The 20,041-nt window shown below is 69.2% G+C and carries 21 protein-coding genes; 12 read left to right on the plus strand and 9 right to left on the minus strand.

What is annotated here, in order from left to right:
- The 3 genes from N0A24_11410 to N0A24_11420 form a co-directional block, all read right to left on the minus strand.
- Positions 1–707, minus strand: a 707-nt coding sequence (locus N0A24_11410) for an aconitase family protein (protein ID MCS7173954.1), incomplete at its 3' end; no start/stop codon positions are given.
- A 196-nt stretch (positions 708–903) separates the two neighbouring features.
- Complete coding sequence (locus N0A24_11415) at positions 904–1,185, minus strand: metal-sensing transcriptional repressor (protein ID MCS7173955.1); 282 nt, start codon at positions 1,183–1,185, stop codon at positions 904–906.
- Positions 1,186–1,192: 7 nt separating this feature from the next.
- Complete coding sequence (locus N0A24_11420; protein MCS7173956.1) at positions 1,193–1,891, minus strand: thioredoxin family protein; 699 nt, start codon at positions 1,889–1,891, stop codon at positions 1,193–1,195.
- A gap of 159 nt (positions 1,892–2,050) precedes the next feature.
- Here N0A24_11420 and amrS point away from each other — a divergent pair, with 159 nt between their 5' ends.
- Positions 2,051–3,181, plus strand: coding sequence for an AmmeMemoRadiSam system radical SAM enzyme (gene amrS / locus N0A24_11425; GenBank protein MCS7173957.1), 1,131 nt, complete (start codon positions 2,051–2,053; stop codon positions 3,179–3,181).
- Here amrS and N0A24_11430 read toward each other — a convergent pair whose 3' ends face one another.
- Entirely contained in the window at positions 3,182–3,733 is a 552-nt protein-coding gene (locus N0A24_11430) for a thioredoxin family protein (GenBank protein MCS7173958.1), read from the minus strand.
- 4 nt (positions 3,734–3,737) lie between these two features.
- Complete coding sequence (locus N0A24_11435; protein ID MCS7173959.1) at positions 3,738–4,112, minus strand: thioredoxin family protein; 375 nt, start codon at positions 4,110–4,112, stop codon at positions 3,738–3,740.
- Positions 4,113–4,165: 53 nt separating this feature from the next.
- On the opposite strand from N0A24_11435, the gene N0A24_11440 reads away from it, so the two are divergent.
- Positions 4,166–4,591, plus strand: a complete 426-nt coding sequence (locus tag N0A24_11440) for an acyl-CoA thioesterase (protein ID MCS7173960.1) — start codon at positions 4,166–4,168, stop codon at positions 4,589–4,591.
- On the opposite strand, the gene sfsA is transcribed toward N0A24_11440, so the two are convergent.
- The 3 genes from sfsA to N0A24_11455 form a co-directional block, all read right to left on the minus strand.
- Entirely contained in the window at positions 4,588–5,241 is a 654-nt protein-coding gene (sfsA, locus tag N0A24_11445; GenBank protein MCS7173961.1) for a DNA/RNA nuclease SfsA, read from the minus strand. The two genes, N0A24_11440 and sfsA, sit on opposite strands and share 4 nt — an antisense overlap.
- Positions 5,242–5,362: 121 nt before the next feature.
- Positions 5,363–6,766, minus strand: a complete 1,404-nt coding sequence (locus N0A24_11450; protein ID MCS7173962.1) for an aminomethyl transferase family protein — start codon at positions 6,764–6,766, stop codon at positions 5,363–5,365.
- Between the two features lie 155 nt (positions 6,767–6,921).
- Entirely contained in the window at positions 6,922–7,809 is an 888-nt protein-coding gene (locus N0A24_11455) for an SDR family oxidoreductase (protein MCS7173963.1), read from the minus strand.
- Positions 7,810–7,910: 101 nt separating this feature from the next.
- Here N0A24_11455 and thrS point away from each other — a divergent pair, with 101 nt between their 5' ends.
- The 4 genes from thrS to holA are packed head-to-tail and all read left to right on the plus strand — an operon-like array spanning position 7,911 to position 13,390.
- Positions 7,911–9,866 (plus strand): threonine--tRNA ligase, encoded by a 1,956-nt coding sequence (gene thrS, locus N0A24_11460; protein MCS7173964.1) that lies wholly within the window; start codon positions 7,911–7,913, stop codon positions 9,864–9,866.
- Between the two features lie 55 nt (positions 9,867–9,921).
- On the plus strand, positions 9,922–12,210 hold the full coding sequence (locus tag N0A24_11465) for a DNA internalization-related competence protein ComEC/Rec2 (GenBank protein MCS7173965.1): 2,289 nt from the start codon (positions 9,922–9,924) through the stop codon (positions 12,208–12,210).
- Positions 12,207–12,413: a DUF3006 domain-containing protein gene (locus N0A24_11470; protein ID MCS7173966.1), complete on the plus strand. Its 207-nt coding sequence runs from the start codon at positions 12,207–12,209 to the stop codon at positions 12,411–12,413. The genes N0A24_11465 and N0A24_11470 overlap by 4 nt, the downstream gene beginning before the upstream one ends.
- The gene (gene holA, locus N0A24_11475) at positions 12,410–13,390 is read left to right on the plus strand and encodes a DNA polymerase III subunit delta (GenBank protein MCS7173967.1); all 981 of its coding nucleotides are present in this window, start codon (positions 12,410–12,412) and stop codon (positions 13,388–13,390) included. Before N0A24_11470 ends, holA begins: the two co-directional genes overlap by 4 nt.
- Here holA and rpsT read toward each other — a convergent pair.
- Entirely contained in the window at positions 13,385–13,642 is a 258-nt protein-coding gene (rpsT, locus tag N0A24_11480) for a 30S ribosomal protein S20 (GenBank protein MCS7173968.1), read from the minus strand. The genes holA and rpsT overlap by 6 nt on opposite strands.
- A gap of 50 nt (positions 13,643–13,692) precedes the next feature.
- On the opposite strand from rpsT, the gene murJ reads away from it, so the two are divergent.
- The 6 genes from murJ to N0A24_11510 all read left to right on the plus strand — a co-directional run bounded on the left by murJ (position 13,693) and on the right by N0A24_11510 (position 20,014).
- Entirely contained in the window at positions 13,693–15,273 is a 1,581-nt protein-coding gene (murJ, locus tag N0A24_11485; GenBank protein MCS7173969.1) for a murein biosynthesis integral membrane protein MurJ, read from the plus strand.
- A gap of 70 nt (positions 15,274–15,343) precedes the next feature.
- On the plus strand, positions 15,344–16,432 hold the full coding sequence (gene hrcA / locus N0A24_11490) for a heat-inducible transcriptional repressor HrcA (GenBank protein ID MCS7173970.1): 1,089 nt from the start codon (positions 15,344–15,346) through the stop codon (positions 16,430–16,432).
- 16 nt (positions 16,433–16,448) lie between these two features.
- Positions 16,449–17,540 carry a molecular chaperone DnaJ gene (gene dnaJ, locus N0A24_11495; GenBank protein ID MCS7173971.1) on the plus strand — a complete coding sequence of 364 codons (1,092 nt, stop codon included), beginning with the start codon at positions 16,449–16,451 and terminating at the stop codon, positions 17,538–17,540.
- Between the two features lie 17 nt (positions 17,541–17,557).
- Positions 17,558–18,409 carry a 50S ribosomal protein L11 methyltransferase gene (locus N0A24_11500; protein MCS7173972.1) on the plus strand — a complete coding sequence of 284 codons (852 nt, stop codon included), beginning with the start codon at positions 17,558–17,560 and terminating at the stop codon, positions 18,407–18,409.
- Positions 18,391–19,125 (plus strand): 16S rRNA (uracil(1498)-N(3))-methyltransferase, encoded by a 735-nt coding sequence (locus tag N0A24_11505; GenBank protein ID MCS7173973.1) that lies wholly within the window; start codon positions 18,391–18,393, stop codon positions 19,123–19,125. Before N0A24_11500 ends, N0A24_11505 begins: the two co-directional genes overlap by 19 nt.
- On the plus strand, positions 19,118–20,014 hold the full coding sequence (locus tag N0A24_11510) for a metallophosphoesterase (protein MCS7173974.1): 897 nt from the start codon (positions 19,118–19,120) through the stop codon (positions 20,012–20,014). The genes N0A24_11505 and N0A24_11510 overlap by 8 nt, the downstream gene beginning before the upstream one ends.
- The last annotated feature ends 27 nt before the right edge of the window (positions 20,015–20,041 follow it).

A 20,041-nucleotide genomic window follows, 5' to 3' on the forward strand; every position in this document is an offset into this window, starting at 1 on the left:
ACCGCCTCCGCCTCGATGCCGCCCACGCCCCAGCCCAGCACCCCGAGCCCGTTCACCATGGTGGTGTGGGAGTCGGTGCCCACCAGGCTGTCGGGGAACGCCACCCACTCTCCGTCCTGTTCCCGCGTGGCCACCACCGTGGCCAGGTACTCCAGGTTCACCTGGTGCACGATGCCGGTCCCCGGCGGCACCACCCGGAAGTTCCGGAAGGCCTTCTGCGCCCACCGCAGCAGGGCGTACCGCTCCCGGTTGCGCTCGTACTCCCGCTCCACGTTGAACCGGAAGGCGTAAGTACTCCCGAAGGCGTCCACCTGCACGGAGTGATCGATGACGAGGTCCACGGGGACGAGGGGGTTGATGCGTTTGGGATCCCCGCCCATCCGGGCCACCGCGGACCGCATGGCCGCGAGATCCACCACCGCCGGGACTCCGGTGAAGTCCTGGAGCAGGACCCGACTCGGGAGGAAGGGGAATTCCCACCCCGCGCTGCCGGGTTCCCAGCGGCTGAGGCGTCGTATGTCCTCCTCCGTGAACGGCTCTGTGCCCGCCCACCGCAGCACGTTCTCCAGCAGGATCTTCACCGTCATCGGCAGCCTCTCCAGCGGCAGGGCGAGCACTCCCTCCAGCGCTGTCAGCCGGAAGTAGTCGATCGAGGTTCCCGCCAGCCGCTTACGGGCACCGAAAGGGTCGGGAAGGGCCACGACCATCACCTCACGCTCAGGTGTAGAGCACCGACCGCGCTCCCGCTCTATTGTAGTGGATGGCCGTGTACCGGGAGGACTTCTGCATCGTGCCGCCGGCATGTGCCACGGCATCCCCGTGGACGTCCGGGTGGAGATGAGCGGGGAACCCGCGCCTGCCCAGGCGGGGAGGAACTACGCGGAGCAGGCCCGGGGAAGGAAGCTAGCGCAGCATCAGCAGGGTCCTCTGCAGCTTCCGCAGGGCGCTCTGGGCATGGGGCTTGCCTTCCAGTTCCAAACGCACGCACTGTTCCAGCCCCGCGGCGATCAGGTCCATGGCCACCCGATCCAGGGCGGCTCGGGCCGCGGCCACCTGCTGCGCCACCTCCGCGCAATCCCGGCCTTCCTCCAACATCCGCTGGAGCCCGCGCACCTGCCCCTCGATGCGCCGGAGGCGGGCCAGGAGGAACGCCACGACTTCCTCGTCCACCTTCAGCGTCGCCACGGCTTTCTCACTCCTCGACCTGAGCCGCGGCCTCCGCAGCGCCCGCGGCTTCCAGCACGTGCTGCAGGAAGACCTCCTCGGACCGGGCTCCTTCGAAGGCGTAGGCCTCGTTGATCACCACCTTGGGCACCCCCATCACCCCGTACCGGTCTGCTAGGGCAGGGAATTCCAGGGCCTCCACCACGTCCGCGCGCACCCGCTCGGACTCCTGCGCCATGGCGTGGGCCAGCCGCGCCACCCGGGGGCAGTAGGGACAGGTGGGTGTGACGAACACCCGGATGTGCACGTCCCGCGGTAGGCGCGCCAGGGATGAGCGGGTCTGCGGCTTCAGCCCGCTGTCCCTGCGGGAGGCAGCCACGATGCCCTCTACCAGCACCGCGAACTCCAGCCCCGCGGGGATCCCGTAGTAGCGGGCCCGGGCCTGCCCATCCTCCCCGAGAAGAATGACGGGAACTCCCTCCACCCCCGCGGCGCGGGCCTCCTCCGCATCGGTCACGATGCTGCGGACCCGGAGCCGGATCCTGGGATCCAGGGCCGCCACCTCCTCCAGGAGCTCCCGGGTCGCCTCGCAGGTCTCGCAGTCCGCCCCCGGCACAGACAACCGTGCCCGCGAGGTGGTGAACAGGGTGAGGGTGACGTTCCCCAGCAGTTCCCGCTGGAACCGCTTCCGCAATGCCTCCCGATCTGCCGGCTTCAGGAAGGGCATGGCTTCCTCCTGGATACGATACTCCGTAGGGTATTTTCCGCGGGGCGACGGACCCTGTCAACCCCGCAGGCGGCCGGGAAGGTGCGGGGGTGCCGGGTCCGTGGGTGCCGGGAGCGAGGCGGGGCGGGCGTGCGGTAGAGTGGAGGAGGAGGGGCGGAGATGGCCCTGCGGGCACACCGGCGACTCAAGGTTCAGGAGGCCCGGCAGATGCCCATCGCCCGGGTCCTGGAGGAGTTCACCCGGGAGGGGGAGCTGTACCGGCCGCTGGGGGGCGGTAAATTGGAGTGCTTTGCCTGCGGACACCGGTGCGTGATCTTCGAGGGGCTAGCTGGCATCTGTCGGGTGCGGTTCAACCGGAATGGGGAGCTCTACGTCCCCTGGGGATACGTAGGGGCATTGCAGGTGGACCCCATCGAAAAGAAGCCCTTCTTCCATGCGTATCCCGGCGCCCGGGCCCTCAGCTTCGGGATGCTGGGGTGCGACCTCGCCTGCCCCTATTGCCAGAACTGGCAGCTGAGCCAGGTGATGCGGGACACGGTAGCCACGCGGCTTGCGGATTTTACCCCCATCACCCCCGGAGAGTTCGTCCAGCTCGCGCTGCGCAGCCGCTGCAAGGTAGTGACCAGCACCTACAACGAGCCCCTCATCACCAGCGAGTGGGCGGTGGCGCTGTTCCGGGAAGGCAAACCGCATGGACTCGTGGGCAGCTACGTCTCCAACGGGAACGCCACCCCCGAGGTTCTGGACTACATTCGGCCTTACGTGGACCTGTACAAGATCGACCTCAAGAGCATGCGGGAGAAGAGCTACCGGGTGCTGGGCGGGAGGCTGGAGACCGTGCTCCACACTATCCGGTGGACTTGGGAACGGGGGTTCTGGGTGGAGGTGGTGACCCTGGTGGTCCCGGGCTTCAACGACAGCGAGGAGGAGCTGCGGGACGCGGCCCGGTACATCCGCAGCGTGAGCCCCGACATTCCCTGGCACGTGACCGCCTTTCATCCCGACTACCTCATGGAGAATCGGGAGCCCACCTCCGCGCAGAAGCTCGTGCGGGCCGCGGAGGTGGGGTACGAGGAGGGCTTGAAGTTCGTGTACGCGGGGAACCTGCCGGGACGGGTGGGGCCATATGAGAACACCTACTGCCCCCGCTGCCACGCCCTCCTCATTGAGCGCTGGGGGTTCCAGGTACGTGCGTACCGGATCCAGAACGGGAGATGCCCGGAATGCGGGGAGGGGATCCCCGGGAGATGGTGGGCCCCCGAAGAGATCCCTCCCTTCCTGTGCGGATGACTACGTCCGGGCAGGCTTCCTCCGCCACTTGATGGTGCAGCCCACGGGTCGGGTCTCCGGAACGGGTACCTCTCTGTCGGCCAGCACCGCCTCGAGCGCATCCCGCAGATAGTGGTGTCGCACGGCGTCGGGGTCCTCGTAGTGGTCGTCGATGGCGCCGTGGTAGCGCAGCACCCGGTTCCGGTCGAAGACGAATACTTCAGGGGTACGCTCCGCCCCGTAGGCCAGGGCCACCTCCTGGGTCTCGTCGTAGAGGTAGGGAAAGGGGTAGCCCTTCTGCCGGGCCCGCTCCCGCATGCGCTCGAAGCTGTCCTCCGGGTACTGCTCGGGGTCGTTGCTGTTGATGAGCAGGAACTGCACCCCACGGTCCTGGTACGCCCGCTGGAGGGCGATCATGCGGTCCTCCCAGGCCTGCACGTACGGGCAGTGGTTGCAGCTGAAGATCACCACCAGCGCCGCCCTGTCCGCATAGTCCTCCACCGCATGCTCTCGCCCATCGGTTCCGGGAAGCCGGAAGGGAAGGATACGGTCTCCGATGTGCAGTTTCGCCACGGATTCACCTCCGCGAGGCGCGTTCTAAGGCAGCCCGGACGGCGCGGCGGAGGGTCTCGGGGCTCGGAAGAGGCGAGACACGGCCGTCCTCCCAGCGGTAGATCCGGCAGGTGAGCCGGTAGGGCTCCTCCGGCGAGGGCTGGATGTCCTCCCCCTCCACCAGGATGGTGGGGGAGCCCACAAACCGCCATCGCCGGGCTTCCTCCTCCGTGTGCACCCGGAACACCGTCACCTCCGCCTCCACGCCCTCCTCCGCAAGAATGCGGCGCACCCGTGCTAGGGCCTCCTCGTGGGAAGGACAGCCTTCCCAGTACAGGAGGGTGATGCGCAAGGGTCGTCCGCTCACAGCACCATTGTATCCGGGCTCCGCAAGGCCCATTCCGGGCTTCTCCGGTACAATGAACCGAAGAGTCCAAGGCGGCGAGGAGAACCGTGCGGGTGACGCTCCCTCTGGAGGTGCGGTACGCGGAGACAGACCAGATGGGCGTCGTGCACCACGCGGTGTACGTGGTGTGGATGGAGGCAGCTCGGGTGGAGTTCCTGAAGCGGTTCGGGATGCCCTACCACGAGCTGGAGCGGTCCGGGGTGCGGCTTCCCGTGGTGGAGCTGGGGGTGACGTACCGGGCCGCTGCGGAGTTCGGACAGGTGGTGGAGGTGAGCTGCGTCCTGGAACGGGTCACGAGCCGCGGGGCCACCTTCCGCTACTGGGTGCACCGGAACGGCCGCCTGCTGGCGGAGGGGTTCACCCGACACATCTGCTGTGATCTTGGGGGGCGGGCGCAGGCGCTTCCCCCCCACCTTCGCACCGCCCTGGAGGAGGTGTGCGGGCCTGCGGAACCCTCACGCCCCGATCCCTAGACGGGGATCTCCACGGGGATGGGATCCTGCACCCGGACGGCCCGCAGATCCACCCGGCACCGGTAGGCACACAGGACCACGCCGGCCCGCACCGCCTGTCCACCGGCTGTCGCCAGGTCTGGATCCGCGAGGGGATCTAAGCGGAGGCGGACCGCGTCGTCCCGCTGCACGAACCACACCACCGCGGCCCGCGTTCCCCGACGCGCAAGACGCGCCAGAAGCCTCAGGTGGCGAGCTCCCCGGGCCGTAGGGGCATCCGGGAACAGGGCCACCCCGTTTGCCACCCGGTTGCAGGACTTGGTCTCCACCAGCCAAATGCCCCACTTGGTCTGCACCTGGAAGTCCACCCGCTCCCCATCCAGCCGCACCTCCCGCTCCCAGATCTGCACACCCACCACGGGCGGAAGCCCCCCGGCGCGGCACGCCTCTTCCCACAGGCGGTTGGGTAGATGGCTGTCGAGTCCCACCCACCGGCGGTGGTGGCGAACCAGCAGCAGCGTCCCCCAGGTCCTGCGGGAGCCGGTGGGGTGCACGCGCACCGCCGCACCCCGCACCAGCAGCTCCTCCATGCGGCCGGAGTTGGGGAGGTGCACGGTGCGGACGTCTCCCCGGACCTCCACCTCTGCCGCAAAGCGGTTGAGGCGTCGCACGAACCGGCCCGGCAGGAGGGGTTGGGGGAGGAGGAGGGAGGGGGAGCCCACGGGTGTATGCAGGAAAGGGGGCGGGCCCTGGCGCTCGCCGGAGGCCCGCCCCCAGAACTCCGCGGAGCTTCTACCGGCGCGCCACCGCGGCCCGGTACTGGCGGGCCGATTCTGCGAACGGAACGGGTGCCACGGTGACCCGGGTCTCCATCTGCACGTGGGGCTCTACACTGGGCTTACGGGATCCTCCCTGGGGCTCGCCCCACACCAGGATGAGCTCGGTCCCCGGCTGGCTGTAGGCCTCGTCCACGGTGGCCAGGGACACCATGGCGGTCTCGTTCGAGGTGTAGCCGGGCCACATGGCGAACCCCACCACGTCTCCCCGGCGGTTCAGGACCTTGTCGTAGAACCATGTGGCGTACTGGGCCACGGGAAGGTCGATGAACTTGGCCCGCTGGCCTAAGGGCTTGGTGAACTGGGTCTCGAAGGCGCGGACCACGTCCTCCGGGTTCCACACCAGGGTCACCTTCCGGCGGTGCGGCTCCTTCGATTTTTCCTCCAGGGCCTCCCGACCGATGAAGTCGTGGTCGAACTTCAGGATGTGGCCGTAGCCCAGATCCCAAGGCGTGAGGTAGTAGTCCTCGATGTTGGGGGAGTAAAAACTCCCGCCCAGCGAGCCCACGGCCTCGTAGCTGTTGGCCGGGAGCCACTCCCGGTAGGCCCGCAGGGACTCCCCTGTGTACACCGCGGGGAGGGGATTGGGGATCCAGCCGGACTCTAGGGCGTTGGAGGGGTACGCACGGGAGCCCACCTGCCGCAGGCCGAACTCCTTTCCCGCCTCCACAATGGCCGCCTTCACCGCGGGCCCCTCCTCGAAGGGCCCCACCAGCTCCCCGCCGGCCACCCCCGCCATCCCGTGGTGCAGGAAGCGGACCCGGTGGCCCGCGATGGTGATCCAGGTCATGTGGAAGAACTTGATGGGCGGGAGGGGTTGTCCCGTCAGCTTCTCCAGCAGGGCGGGTGCGTTCGGTCCCTGGAGCTGGAAGCGGTAGACTTTCCGGGGGCGGTTGGGATCCGTCACGGACCACTCGTCCCGCTCCAGGGTCACACGGTATCCGCCGGTTTCCGCGTGGAACTGCACCCAGTTGTGGACGCTGGGCCGTCCCACCAGCTGGAACTTCTCCTTGTCCAGGTAGAACAGGATGACGTCGCCGATGAGGTAGCCGCGGTCCGTGCACGCGATGTACTGTTTGGCCTGTCCGGGCTCGAAGTTCTTGAAGCTGTTAATCCCCAGGTAGTTCAGCAGCTTCAGGGCATCGGGACCGTACACGTAGAGATCGGACATGTGGTAGGAGAGGTCATACAGACAGACCGTCTCCCGCCACGCCCGCTGCTCATCCTGCCAGGTGGTGAACTCCGGCGGAACCACGGGATAGATACGTTTCCCCGTCTGGTTGTTGTAAAGGTAGTCCGTGATGTTGGGAACGCTTTCCACGATTTCCTGCAGGTTCCGCGGTGGCTGCCGTGTGGCCATCTCCTTCCCCTCCTCCCTGTGCTTTTTGGGCTCGGCGTGCCGTGAAGCCCCCGAAGCAGGGACCATGATAGGGCACCCATCTGACCAAATCAACCTCCGTGCCCCACGGGCCACATGCGCCGCGGCCCCGCGGCGTCCGTTCCAGCCTTCGTCCGTTACGGACCCGCGGAGCGAAGCTGCGTCCGATAGGGGAGGAGTGCCTCCCGCAGGGAGAGCGGGTTCTGCCCGGTGACCTCCCGCACCGCGGGCGAGATGCGATCGAAGAAACCCTGGGCGATGGCCCGATACAGGGAGGCGAAGGCTTCCGCCGCGGCGGGGGCGAGCCCCGCCGTCTGCATGCTCCGGGCGTACTCCTCCAGGGAAATGGGCTCATAGCGGATAGCCCGGCCGCTGAGTTCGGAGAGCACCGTGGCCGCGTCCGCGTACGAATAGGACTCCGGCCCCGTGACCTCGTGGATCCTCCCCTCCTGCCCCGGCGTGGTGAGCACGGCCGCGGCGATCCGGGCGCAGTCCTCCCGGGCGACGAAGCTCACTCGGCCGTCGCCGGCCGGCAACCGCAGCACGCCCGTCTGCACCGCCTGAGGAGCCGCGGTGAGGAGGCTTTCCGCGTACAGGTTGTTGCGCAGGAAGGTGAACGGTAGCCCGCTTTCCCGGATCGCCGCCTCCGTCTCCGCGTGGTCTCGCATGAAGGACACGGGGTTGCGCTCCGCGTCCAAGGCGGAGGTGTACGCCACGTGCCGGACTCCGGCCCGGCGCGCGGCCTGCACCGCGTTCCGGTGCTGTGCGATGCGGGCACCTGGCCGAAGGTCGTCCGTGCTAATTAGTAGCAGGCGCGCCACGCCTTCCAGGGATCGGGCTAGGGCCTCCGGCTGATGGAAATCGCCCGGGAGCACGGTCACCCCGCGGCCCGCGAGATCCTGCAGCCTCTCCGGGTGTCGGGTGAGAGCCCGGATGCGGTCCGCGGGCACCCTCTCCAGCAGCAGCTCCACCACCCGCCGGCCGAGGCGCCCGCTGGCACCTGTCACCCCAACGACTTCCCCCACACTTCCACCTCCTGGCCCTTGGGGCTGTGCTGGAAAAGCCATTCGCCGCCCCCCTCGGCTCCTCCTGCGGCCTCCCTTTGACAGGGAGGGCGCCTGTCGGTATGGTGGCGTCTGGGCGGGAACGCACCATGGACAGAGGGAGCATCCGGGTACGGTTCCCGGACGGGACGGAGCTCCAGGTGGCGTGCGGCACCACGCTGGAGGAGCTGGTGCGTCTGCGTGGCGAGGGGGAGGAGGTCCTCGCGGCCGTGGTGGACGGTCAACCGCGGGATCTCCATAGCTCCCTCGAGCACGACGCACAGGTGCGGTTTCTGCGGTTCGAGGATCCGGAGGGCCGTCAGATCTACTGGCACTCCTCTGCCCACCTCCTGGCCCAGGCGGTGAAGGACCTGTTTCCCGCGGCGAAGCTCGCCATCGGGCCACCCATCGAGGAGGGATTCTATTACGACATCGACGTGGGACGATCCCTCACCCCTGAGGATCTGGAACGCATCGAGGCCAGGATGCGGGAACTGGCGGCCCGGGACCAGCGGATCGAGCGCATCGAGCTTTCCCGGGAGGAGGCCATCCACCTGTACCGGCAGCTGGGGGAGAAGTACAAGCTGGAGCTTCTGCAGGAGATCCCCGACGAACGGATCTCCTTCTACCGGCAGGACGGGTTCCTGGACATGTGCCGAGGGCCGCACCTCCCGCGCACGGGCCTCATCCGGGCCATCAAGGTGCTGGGCACGAGCGGGGCCTACTGGCGGGGAGACGAACGCCGGGAGCAGCTGGTACGCATCTACGGAATCACCTTCCCCGCGGAGGAGCAGCTGCGGGCATTCCTGGACCGACTGGAGGAGGCGCGACGGCGGGACCACCGGAGGCTGGGCCGGGAGCTGGGACTGTTTAGCATCGAGGAGGAGATCGGGCCGGGCCTGGTCCTGTGGCACCCGCGGGGGGCGTTGGTCCGAAGGACCATCGAGGAGTTCCTACGGGCGCAGCTGGACGCCGCGGGGTATCAATGGGTCTACACGCCGCACGTGGCCCGGGAGGCTCTGTGGGAGCAGAGCGGACACCTCAGCTGGTACCGGGAGAATATGTTCAGCGGGATTGAAGTGGAAGGGCAGCGCTACCTCGTCAAGCCCATGAACTGCCCGTTTCACATCATGATCTACCGGGCCAGGACCCGAAGCTACCGCGACCTCCCGATTCGGCTTGCAGAGTTCGGCACCGTGTACCGGTACGAGCGGTCCGGAGTGCTGCACGGGTTACTGCGGGTTCGCATGATCACCCAGGACGATGCCCACATCTTCTGCCGGCCCGATCAGATCGAGTCCGAGATCCTGGATCTCCTGGACCTCGCCTTCTCCGTGCATGAGGCCTTCGGCTTCGACCGGTACGAGGTGATGCTGTCCGTGCGGGACCCGCGGGCCCCGGAGAAGTACGCGGGGCGGCCAGAGGTGTGGGACCACGCGGAGGTGGCCCTGGAACAGGCCCTGGCCCGCAGGGGCGTGGCCTATACCCGGGCCCCGGGGGAGGCGAACTTCTACGGTCCCAAGATCGACGTGTACTTCTTCGATGCCCTGGGCCGGAGATGGCAACTCACCACCATCCAGCTGGACTTCACCCTCCCTGAGCGGTTCGGGCTGGAGTACATGGGGGAGGACAACCGACCCCACCGACCCGTGATGATCCACCGGGCCATCCTGGGGAGCCTCGAGCGGTTTTTGGGGATCCTCATCGAGCACTACGCGGGAGCCTTTCCCCTTTGGCTCGCCCCGGAACAGGTGCGGGTGCTGCCCATCGCGGACCGCCACCTTCCGTTCGCCCAAGAGGTGGCCGCGCGGCTCCGGAGCCGCGGGCTACGGGTGGAGGTGGACGGTCGCAACGAGAAGATCACGAAGAAGGTCCGGGACGCCCAGGCGGAGAAGGTGCCCTACATGCTGGTGGTGGGGGATCGGGAGGCCGCAGGGGGTACTGTGGCGGTGCGTCACCGGTCCGCGGGAGAGCTCGGTTCTCTCCCGGTGGAGGATTTCATCGCCCGCGCCCTAGAGGAAATCGCCGCCCGCCGCTAACCCGGAAATCCCTCGACCCACGTTGATTTCACGGATCCCTCAGGCGGAGGGAACCGTGCGACGTCCCGTGGTATGGGTGAGCCTTGCCTTCACCGTGGGGATCGGGGCGGCTTTCGCGCTCCACCCCCCTCTCGAGGGCGTGCTGGTGGCGGGTCTGGGCGTGGCCCTGGGCGGGGTCCCCGTCCTCCTCTCCCGCCCTCTCGCCCGATCCCTCACCATCCTGCTCCTGGTGGGCTGTGCGGGCGCGGGACTCGCCCTGATCCACCGCGCGCCTCCGGGACCGTGGGATGCGGCATCCCTGATGGGCCGGCATGCCACGTTCACAGGACTCGTGGCCGCGCGGCTCGGACCGCAACGCTTCGTGCTGGCGGTGGAGGCGGCCGAGGGGTTCCCGCAGGTGCGGGGCGGCCGGTTGCTGGTAGCCGCGCGGTCACGGCTCGCCCTGGAGGTGGGGGATCGCGTCCGGGTGGTGGGAAGGGTGCATCCCCTTCGGGGTCCGCGTAACCCCGGGGAGCCGGAGCCGGAGGCGTGGGCCGCGCGGCTCCGGGTACGGGCCCGGTTGGTCGCGGAGCGGGTGGAGGGGTTGGAGCGAGGCGCGGGATTCCGGTTGCTGCGGTGGGCGGCGGTCGCACGCCAGAGGCTGCAGGAGACCTATCGCCAGGCCCTTCCGGAACCCTACGGAGCCGTGCTCTCCGGCCTCGTCCTGGGAACGGAGGTGGAAGACGAAGGGCTCGTGCGGGCCTTTCGGGATGCGGGCCTCTCCCACGTGCTCGTGGCGTCAGGGGCCCAGCTGGCCGTGGTGGGCGGGATGCTGCACTTCCTGCTCCGGGGAACACCGCGGTGGTTCCGGGCTTTGACCGTCCTCGCGGGTGTGCTGGCTTTCGCCCTCGTGGCGGGGTGGGAGCCCTCCATGGCCCGGGCTGCGGGGATGAGCGTCGTAGCCGTGGCCGCGGAGCTGGTGCGGCGGGAGCCGGACGCCCTCACGGGACTGGGATGGGCGGTCCTGGTGCTGTTGGCCGCGAACCCCTCCCTGGCTCTGGATGTGGGGTTCCAGCTCTCCGTGGCGGCCACCTGGGGCCTGGTAACCCTGGCGCCGTCCCTCGCGCAGCGGTTGGCCCCGCTTCCGGCTTCCGTGCGGAACTTGGTGGGAGCCACCTTGGGGGCCCAGCTGGCGGTGCTGCCCCTGCTGCTCTGGCACTTTGGGAGGGTTCCCCTCCTCGCGCCCGTGACGAATCTCCTGGTTCTGCCCGCGGTGGGGGTGCTGGTGCCCGCGGGGCTGGCGGTAGGGATCCTGGGCGCGGTGTGGCCTCCGCTGGGATGGCTCAGTGGGGCGGTGGTAGAGCCCCTGGTGGCCTTCGTGGTCTCCGTGGCGCGTGCGACGTCGCGGTTGCCCGGTATCGTGACCGCGATCCCCGGGCCTCCCGTATGGACTGTGGCCCTTGGGGTTGCCCTCCTCCTGGTGGTTGTCCGAAGCCTGCAGGCTCCCGTGCGACGGGAGACCGTGGTGGCGGGCTTGGCCGTGTTCCTGGCGGGTGGCATGGCGGTACAGGCATTTCAGGATCTCCGGCCCGATCCACACCTGCGGGTGGTGTTCCTGGACGTGGGGGGCGGGGACAGCATCGTGGTGCGCGGGCCGGGGGGGCGCACCCTGGTGGTGGACGGTGGGCCCAATGGGCGGGCCCTTGTGCGGTTTCTGGAACGGGAGGGGGTGCGGCGGATTGAGGGCGTTGTCCTTAGCCATCCCCACGCGGACCACGTGGCAGGACTCCTTCCCCTGTTGGAGAACTTCGCGGTATCGGCGGTGGTGGACGCGGGCTACCCCCACCCGGCTCCACCCTACCAGGCGTTCCTGCGGGCGGTGCGAAGGCGGGGGATCGCGTACCGCCGGGCCCGGCGGGGGATGACGGTGCGGATTTCGGAGGATGTGGTGGCGCGGGTGCTCTGGCCGGAGGACCGGTTCATCGGGGGCCGCTCGCCAGTGAATGAGAACTCCGTGGTGATCCGGCTGCGGTATCGGGAGCGGAGCGTGCTGCTCCCCGGGGATGTGGAGGAGAACGCGGAAGCCGCGCTTGTGCGCTCCGGCGAGGACCTGCGGGCGGACGTGCTCAAGATCCCGCACCAGGGCAGTCGGACCAGCAGTACGGAGGAGTTCCTGCGGGAGGTCGCTCCCCGGATCGCGGTGCTCTCCGTGGGAGCCCGTAACCCCTTCGGGCACCCGCATCCTCAGATCCTGCGGCGTTACGCGCGGCTCGGGGTTCGGGTGTATCGGACCGATGAGGAGGGAGCGGTGACGGTGATCACCGACGGGAGGCGCCTATGGGTGGAGACCATGAGGTCGAGGTGAGACGGCGCGGGGTGGTGGACCGCATCGAGGAAGAGGTGGCCGTGGTGTTCCTGGAGGACGGGAACGCTGCCTTCCTGCCCCGGACGGTGCTGCCTCCCGGGAGCATGGAAGGGAGCGACATCGAGCTCACGGTGCGGCTGCGGACGACCCGGGAGCGGAGATCCGGCCGCCGGATCCCGGAGCGGTCCGAGGATGGTCCATGAGCGGATCCGCCGCGCGCCGGGTGATGGTCCTGGTGGGGGAGGAGGAGTGGCTGGTGGAAGAGGCGGTCGAGGAGGCCGTGCGCCGCCACCTCCCGCCGGAAGTCCGCTCCCTCAACCTGGACCAGCTGGACGCGCAGGAAACTCCCATCGAGGAGATCCTTGTCCGGGCCGACACCCTCCCCTTCTTCGGGGGTTGCCGGGTGGTGGTGGTGCGCAACGTGGATCGCCTCCCCGCTCCTGCGCAGGAACGCCTGGCCGCTTATCTGGAATCCGGCGTGCCGCCCTGCGTGCTCGTGCTTACCGCGCGCACCCTGGATCGGCGCCGTCGCCTGGCCGCGGTTCTTCAAAGGGTGGCGGAGGTACGGACCTTCGATCGGCTGGAGCCGGAGGCGCTGGTGCCCCTGCTCCAGCGACGCGCTCAGGGGATACGCAAGCACCTTTCCCGGGAAGCCGCCTGGGCCTTGGTGACCCTCGCGGGGAGGAGCCTCCGGAGCCTACTGCTGGAGTTGGAGAAGCTGGCCGCATACACGGGGGACCGTGCGGAAATCCGGTTGGAGGACGTGCGGGAGGTGGTCGTAGAGGGAGGCGAGGTCTCCGTCTTCGAACTGGTGGAGGCGGTGGCCTGGGGGGACGCTTCCCGTGCCCTCCAGTCCCTCCACACACTGGCCGCGGACCAGAATCCAGTAGCCCTCGTGGCGCTCCTCGCGGGACACTTCCGGGCCCTGCTCGCTACGGGAGCCCTGGGACCGGGGGCTCGGCCGGAGCAGGTGCGCTCAGCCCTGGGCAACCGCGCCTGGCTGTACCCCCGGTACCTGGACCAGCTCCGTCGGATGCGGGGGGTGAATCTGGGAGTGGCCTACCAGGAGCTGGTGGAGGCGGATCGGCAGCTGAAGAGCACGGGCCTCCCGTCCCGGGTGGTGCTGGAGTGTCTGGTGGTACGGTTGACGCGGAACCTGCGGGGTTTTCCCACCTCATGAGGCGGCCTGGAGGGTCTTCTGGAGCGCCCGCATGAGCCGGGACTTCCTCCGGGCCGCGGTGTTCCTATGGATGATGCCCTTCGCGGCGGCCTTGTCGATGGCCTGGATCGCCTGCCGCACAGCTTCGGGGGTTCTCAGCTCCCGGGCCTTCTTCGTCAGGGTCCGGATCCGGGATCTCCATGCCCGGTTGCGCAGGGTGCGTTTGAGGGTCTGGCGCTGCCGCTTCAGGGCCGAGGGTGTGCGCTTGGCCATCCCGGGACCTCCACCTCCTCCGTGTTCTGGCGCATTGTACCATAGTCGGGATGGCAGATGCGCATCCCCGCTCCTTCGCGCGGGCTGCGGCCCTCATGGGGGTGGCCGCGGTCACCAGCCGCCTGCTCGGCGTCGTCCGGGAGGTGGTGGTCGCGGCCCTCTTCGGCGCCGGGGACGCCAAGGGCGCTTACGTGGTGGCCTACTCCGTTCCCTTCCTGGTGCAGCGGCTGCTGTTGGGCGGCACCCTCAGCATCGTGTTCATCCCCGTCCTGACCCGCGTGCGTCTGCGGCAAGACGACCGGGAGCGGGCGGAGGTGGTGGCGCATCTCACGGGTCTCGTGCTGGTCCTCGGTGGCAGCATGGTGCTGCTGGGGCAGATCCTCGCGCCGTGGATCATCCCCCTGGCCGCTCCGGGATTCGGTGCGCACCCCACCGCGCTCGCGGTGTCCCTCACTCGAATCCTCTTCGTAGCCATGGTGTTCCTGGCCCTGGCCCTTTACCTGACCGGCTACCTCCAGGCCCACGAACGTTTCACCGTCCCCGCCTTTGCGCCCCTGCTCTTTAACCTCACCGTCATCGGTGCCACCCTGGGGTTCGGGCCCGCGCTGGGGATCCACGGGCTTGCCCTGGCGTGGGTCCTGGGGACCTTGGCGCAGTTCCTGGTGCAGATCCCCGCGGCCCGGCGGGCAGGCTTCCGGTTTCGGATCCGCCTCGGAGTGCGGCACCCCGCGGTGCAGGAGGTGGTGCGGCTCGCGCTTCCCGCCATGCTGGGGCTTGCCGTGGTGGAACTGAACGCCTATGTGGACCGGATCTTCGCCTCCTTTCTCCGGCCCCAGGGAGCGGTGAACGCGGTAGCCGTGCTGGACTACGCTTACGAGGTGGTGCAGGCCCCCGTGGGATTCTTCGCCATCTCCATCGCCACGGCCCTCTTCCCCACCCTCTCCCGGCAGGCAGGGAAGGGGGAGCTTGGAGCGCTCGGGCAGACCATCTCCCTGGGACTGCGGGCCGCCCTGTGGTGTGCGGCGCCCGTGGCGGCCCTGTACCTGGCGGTGCCGGAGGTGCTGGTACGGGTCCTCTTCGAACGGTTCGCATTCACGCCTCAGGCCACCGCCGCGGTGTCCGGGGCCGTGGCTGCCTACGGGGCGGGACTCGTGTCCATCTCCTGCTATGTGGTGCTCACCCGGGCCTACTACGCCCTGCAGGACATGCGGACCCCGCTCCGCGTGGGGGCCTGCATGATCCCCCTGAACGCGCTGCTGGACTGGGTGTTGATGCGGGTGTGGGGGCATGTGGGGATCGCCCTGGCCACCTCCGTGGTGAGCACCGTGAACGTGGGGGTGCTTTGGTGGCTGTTGCGGCGTCGGTTGGAGACCCTGGAGCCGGGCCGGGTCTGGCGGACCGCCCTGCGAGCGGCTCTGGGGGCGGCGGCCGTCGGGCTACTGGTCTGGGGGATGATGGGGGTTCTGAGGGATGCCCTGGGCTCGGGTCTGGTGGGGGAGACCATCCGGCTCGTGGCCGCGCTAGGGATCGCGGGCGGGGTGTATCTCGGAAGCAGTCTCGTTCTGCGCGCGGAGGAGGCCCGATGGGTGCTGGGGCTGGTGCGGCGCGGAGCCGCACCCGTGGGGTCGTGAGGGTCCGGACGCCCGGCCGCCGGCGGGGCGGTCAAATTGACCGCGCGGGATTCCCGATGCTACGGTGGACATGGGGTGGGATCCGGGGCCACAGGGAGAGCGCGGTTCGAACACCATGGCCGTGGGGGTGCTGGATCCTCGGAAGCGACGCATTCTGCAGGCGGTGGTCCGTGAGCATATCCTCACCGCCGAGCCGGTGGGCTCTGCAGCCCTCGTGGGCCGGTACGGGTTGGATGTGAGCGCGGCCACCATTCGCAACGAGATGGCGGCCCTTACAGAGATGGGCTACCTCCATCAGCCGCATCCCTCCGCGGGCCGGGTGCCTACGGAGCGGGCATATCGGCTGTACGTGGACACCATGGTCCAGGAGGAGCGTGTCCCCGTGGAGGAGCGACGCCGCATCCTGCGCGCCCTGTGGAGCGTTGCGGAGGAGGCGGAGCGGGCGGTGGAGCACGCGGCGCACGAACTGGCGCACCTGCTGGAGTACCCCTCCGTGGGGGCGGTGGCCGCGGCGGACCAGCGGCGGTTTGTACACCTACACTTCGTCCCCTTCGCGGAGAACCGGGTGGCGGTGGTGGTGGTCACGGACGCGGGCAGCATCGAGGGGACCCTCCTGCGGCTTCCGGCCCCGGTTGCTCCCGGGGAGCTGGAGCAGCTCTCGCGGCGCCTGAGCGAGGGCCTGCGGGGGAAGACCCTGGGAGAGGTCCGGGAGGGCACCATCGCCCACGTCCGTGTGGACCGGCCGGATCTCGTGCTCCTCCTGCGTCGGTTTGAGGAAGCCCTGCAGGCATACCTCAACGCGCGGGGGCCGGGTCGGGTGTTCGTGGAGGGGCACTCCAACATCCTCAAACAGCCTGAGTTCCGGGACGTGCGGGTGGCGCAACCCGTTCTCTCCGCCCTCGACCGGGAGGAGGTGGTGTGGAGGCTGCTCAGACCGCTGGGGGAAGAGGTACGGGTCACCATCGGACCAGAGAACCCCGTGGCGCAGATGTGGAGGTGCAGCGTGGTCTCGGCTACCTACCGGGTCGGGAACCGGCCCGCGGGCGTGATCGGCGTGGTGGGACCCATGCGGATGCCCTACGGCCGGGTGATCGCCCTGGTGCGGGTTCTCGCGCGCCTTTTGAGCACCGTCCTCAGCCGCACCGCGGGAGCGCACTGACGTCCTCCCTCCTGTCATGCCGCGGGACTACTACGAGATCCTCAACGTCTCCCCGGACGCCTCGCAGGAGGAGATCCACCGGGCGTACCGCCGCCTCGCCCGGGAGTACCACCCGGATGTGAACAAGGATCCGCAGGCGGAGGAGAGGTTCAAGGAGATCAACGAGGCCTATCAGGTTCTGGGCGACCCGCAGAAGCGCGCGGAGTACGATCGCATGCGCCGCGGCGGGCTCGCCCGGACGCCCCTGGACTTCGGATCTCCCTTCGAGGACCTGTTCGAGGTCTTCTTCGGTGGCATGCGTCCAGGCCCCGCGGAAGAACCCCGCCCTGAGCGGGGCGCGGACCTGCGGTACGACCTGGAGATCACCCTAGAGGAGGCGGCCCACGGGACGGAACGCACCATCGAGGTGACGCGGTTGGAGACCTGCCCGGGCTGCTTCGGAACCGGCGCGGAGCGGGGCGGGGGTTGGGGAACGTGCCCCACCTGCGGCGGCAGTGGGCAGACCCGGTTTACCCAGCGTACCCTCTTCGGGACGCTCACACAGATTTCCACCTGTCGCCGGTGTGCGGGGCACGGTCGGATCCTGCGGAACCCCTGCACCCGGTGCAGGGGAACCGGTCGGGTGGAGGCCAGGCGGCACCTGGTGGTGAACGTTCCCGCGGGGGTACAGGAGGATACTCCCCTGCGGCTTGCAGGGGAAGGGGAAGCGGGCCAGCACGGTGGCCCCCGGGGGGACCTCTACGTGTTCGTGCACCTGGCACGGCACCCGGTGTTCGAGCGGCGCGGGCTCGACCTGTACTGCACGGTTCCCCTCTCCATGACCCAGGCGGCCCTGGGCGATGAGGTCGAAGTTCCCACCCTGGACGGCCCCAAATCCGTCCCGGTTCCCCCCGGGACGCAGCCGGGGGAGGTGCTCACCCTGAAGGGGTACGGGCTCCCCTCCCTGGATGGCCGGCGGGGAGATCTGCACGTGCGGTTCGAGGTCCGAATCCCGAAGGTCCTGGGGTCCAGGGAGCGCCAGCTGCTCCTGGAATTCGCTCGGCTGCGCGGGGAGCGGCACAAAAAGCCGCCTTCCCTGGGTAAGCGGGTACGGGACCCCCTGCCATGAGGTGGCTGGAGGTCTCTGTGCGCACCTCCCGGGAGGCCGCGGACGCGGTGGGCGCTCGGTTGCTGGACCTCCGCTCGGGATACGTGGAGGAGGAGACGGTGCAGGGAGTGGTGCTGCGGGCCTACCTGCCGGAGGGCTCCTCTGCCGCCGCCCACATCGAGGCCATCCGCCGGCACCTGCTAGGGCTGCGGGACTTTGGGCTGGACCCGGGGCCAGCGATGGTCGAGGTGCGGGAGATAGGGGAAACGGACTGGGCGGAGGCCTGGAAGGAGCACTTCCGCCCCTTCCGGGTGGGCCGGTTCCTCGTCCGGCCACCCTGGCAGGAGGCGACACCCGGAGAAGGGGAGATCGAGCTGGTGCTAAACCCGGGAATGGCCTTCGGGACCGGGCTGCACCCTTCCACCCGGCTCTGTCTGCATGCGCTTGAGGCCTGCATGCGGGGTGGAGAGACGGTGCTGGATCTGGGCACGGGGAGCGGCATCCTGGCCGTGGCCGCGGCAAAGCTGGGGGCCCGCCGGGTGGTGGCGGTAGACAACGACCCCGTGGCATGCGCGGTGGCCGCGGAGAACGCCCGGCACAACCGCGTGGCGGTGGAGGTACGGTGCGCGGATCTCCTCAGGGGGAGCGAAGAGCGCGTGGATGTCCTGGTGATGAACATCTCCGCAGAGGCGGTGGCCGCGGTGCTCCCGGAGATCCCGTCGCACCTCTCGCGGAATGGCGTCTTCATTGCCTCCGGGTTCGTGGAGACGGACGTGCCGGGGATTCTGGAAGGTGCCGGGCGCTTCGGCCTACAGCTGGATCACCTGCTGGCCCAGGCGGAGTGGCGCGCCCTCGTGTTCCTGAAGTCCGGATGCGCCGGTTGTTCGTGAGGCCGGATCCCCGGGATCCCCAGCTCCTGCACCTGGATGCCCGGGAGGCTCGCCATGCTCTCCGGGTCCTCCGGTTGCGGGTGGGGGATGTGTTCCTGGCCTTCGACGGAAGGGGCGGGGAGTGGGAGGCGGAGCTCCTCCGAACCGCCCCCGGAGTGGTGGCTCGCGTGCTGCGGCCGCGAGAGGGCCTGACCCTCCCCTACCGGCTCACCCTGTACCAGGGGATGCCCAAGGGGGACAGGATGGACACCGTGGTCCGCATGGGGACCGAGTTGGGGATTGCGCGCTTCGTGCCGGTGGTGATGGAGCGGTCCGTAAGGGTAAGCGGACGGGTGGAACGGTGGCGGCGCATTGCCGCGGAGGCCAGCAAGCAGTGTCGTCGTGCCCAGATCCCCGAGGTGGTGGACCCTCTGCCGTTCGCGCAGGCCGTAGAGGGGTTCGCGCGGTACCCCCTCCGGGTTTTCCTGTGGGAGGGTGGGGGGTCTCCCCTGCTGTGGGTGCTCGAGGGAGCGCCGGAACCCACGGACCTGGCGGTGTTTGTGGGCCCGGAGGGCGGGTTCGCGGAGGAGGAGGTGCGGAGGCTTCGAGGGTGCGCGGAGGCCGCCAGCCTAGGGCCGCTCGTTCTCCGGACAGAGACGGCGGGGATTGCGGCCGCGGCGGTGATCCTCTCCTGGTTTTGCGCCACGGGGAGGTCTCGGCAAACCGAGGGTGCGTAGAGGAATCCTCGCCCCCTGTCTGGCCACTCTGGTGGCCCTCCTGGCCTCCGGGGGGACGTGGGGTGCCCAGGAGAAGCCCTATGTGGTGGCGGCCGCTGGGGACGTGGCGTGTCCTCCCGGGATGCTCCGCACGGATTTTGCCTGCCGGGACGCGGACACCGCAGCCTTGTTGGAGGGCGCGGACGTGGTGCTGATGCTGGGCGACGGCCAGTACCCCGACGGTGCCCTGGAGCGCTACCAGGCCGCCTACCACCGCACGTGGGGGCGGTACCTGCGGATCACGCATCCCGTCCCGGGAAACCACGAGTACCAGACGCCCCGCGCACGCGACTACTTCGCCTACTTCGGGGCGCGGGCGGGAGATCCGGAGCGGGGCTATTACGCCTTCCGTCTGGGGCAGTGGCTCCTCCTGGCTCTGAACTCCAACTGCTGGGCGGTCGGGGGATGTGGCGGGGGATCCCCACAGTACCGGTGGCTGCGCGAGGTGCTCGTCACGAACTCCGCTTCCTGCATCCTCGCCTTCTGGCACCACCCCCTCTTCACCACGGGACGCTACGCGGGGTTCCCGGAGGTTCGGCCCTTCTGGGAGCTGCTGTACGCGGCGGGCGCGGAGATGGTGCTTTCCGGACACGATCACAACTACCAGCGATACGCGCCCCTGGATAGCCAGGGCCGAACGGATTCCCGGGGAATCCGGCAGTTCGTGGTGGGCACCGGCGGCCGGAGCCTCTACCGGCTGCGTCCCGATCCCCTGGGTGCGCGGGAGGCGGCCACGGATCGATCCTTCGGAGTCCTGCGGTTGGAGCTTTGGCGCAACGGCTACTCCTGGCAGTTCCTCGCCGTGGGGGAGGCGCGGTTCTCCGACCACGGATCCGGGGCCTGCCGCTAGCCCCTGGTCGCGGGGCCGCGCGGTGTG

The sequence above is a fragment of the Armatimonadota bacterium genome (assembly GCA_025059775.1).
Taxonomy (GTDB): domain Bacteria; phylum Sysuimicrobiota; class Sysuimicrobiia; order Sysuimicrobiales; family Sysuimicrobiaceae; genus Sysuimicrobium.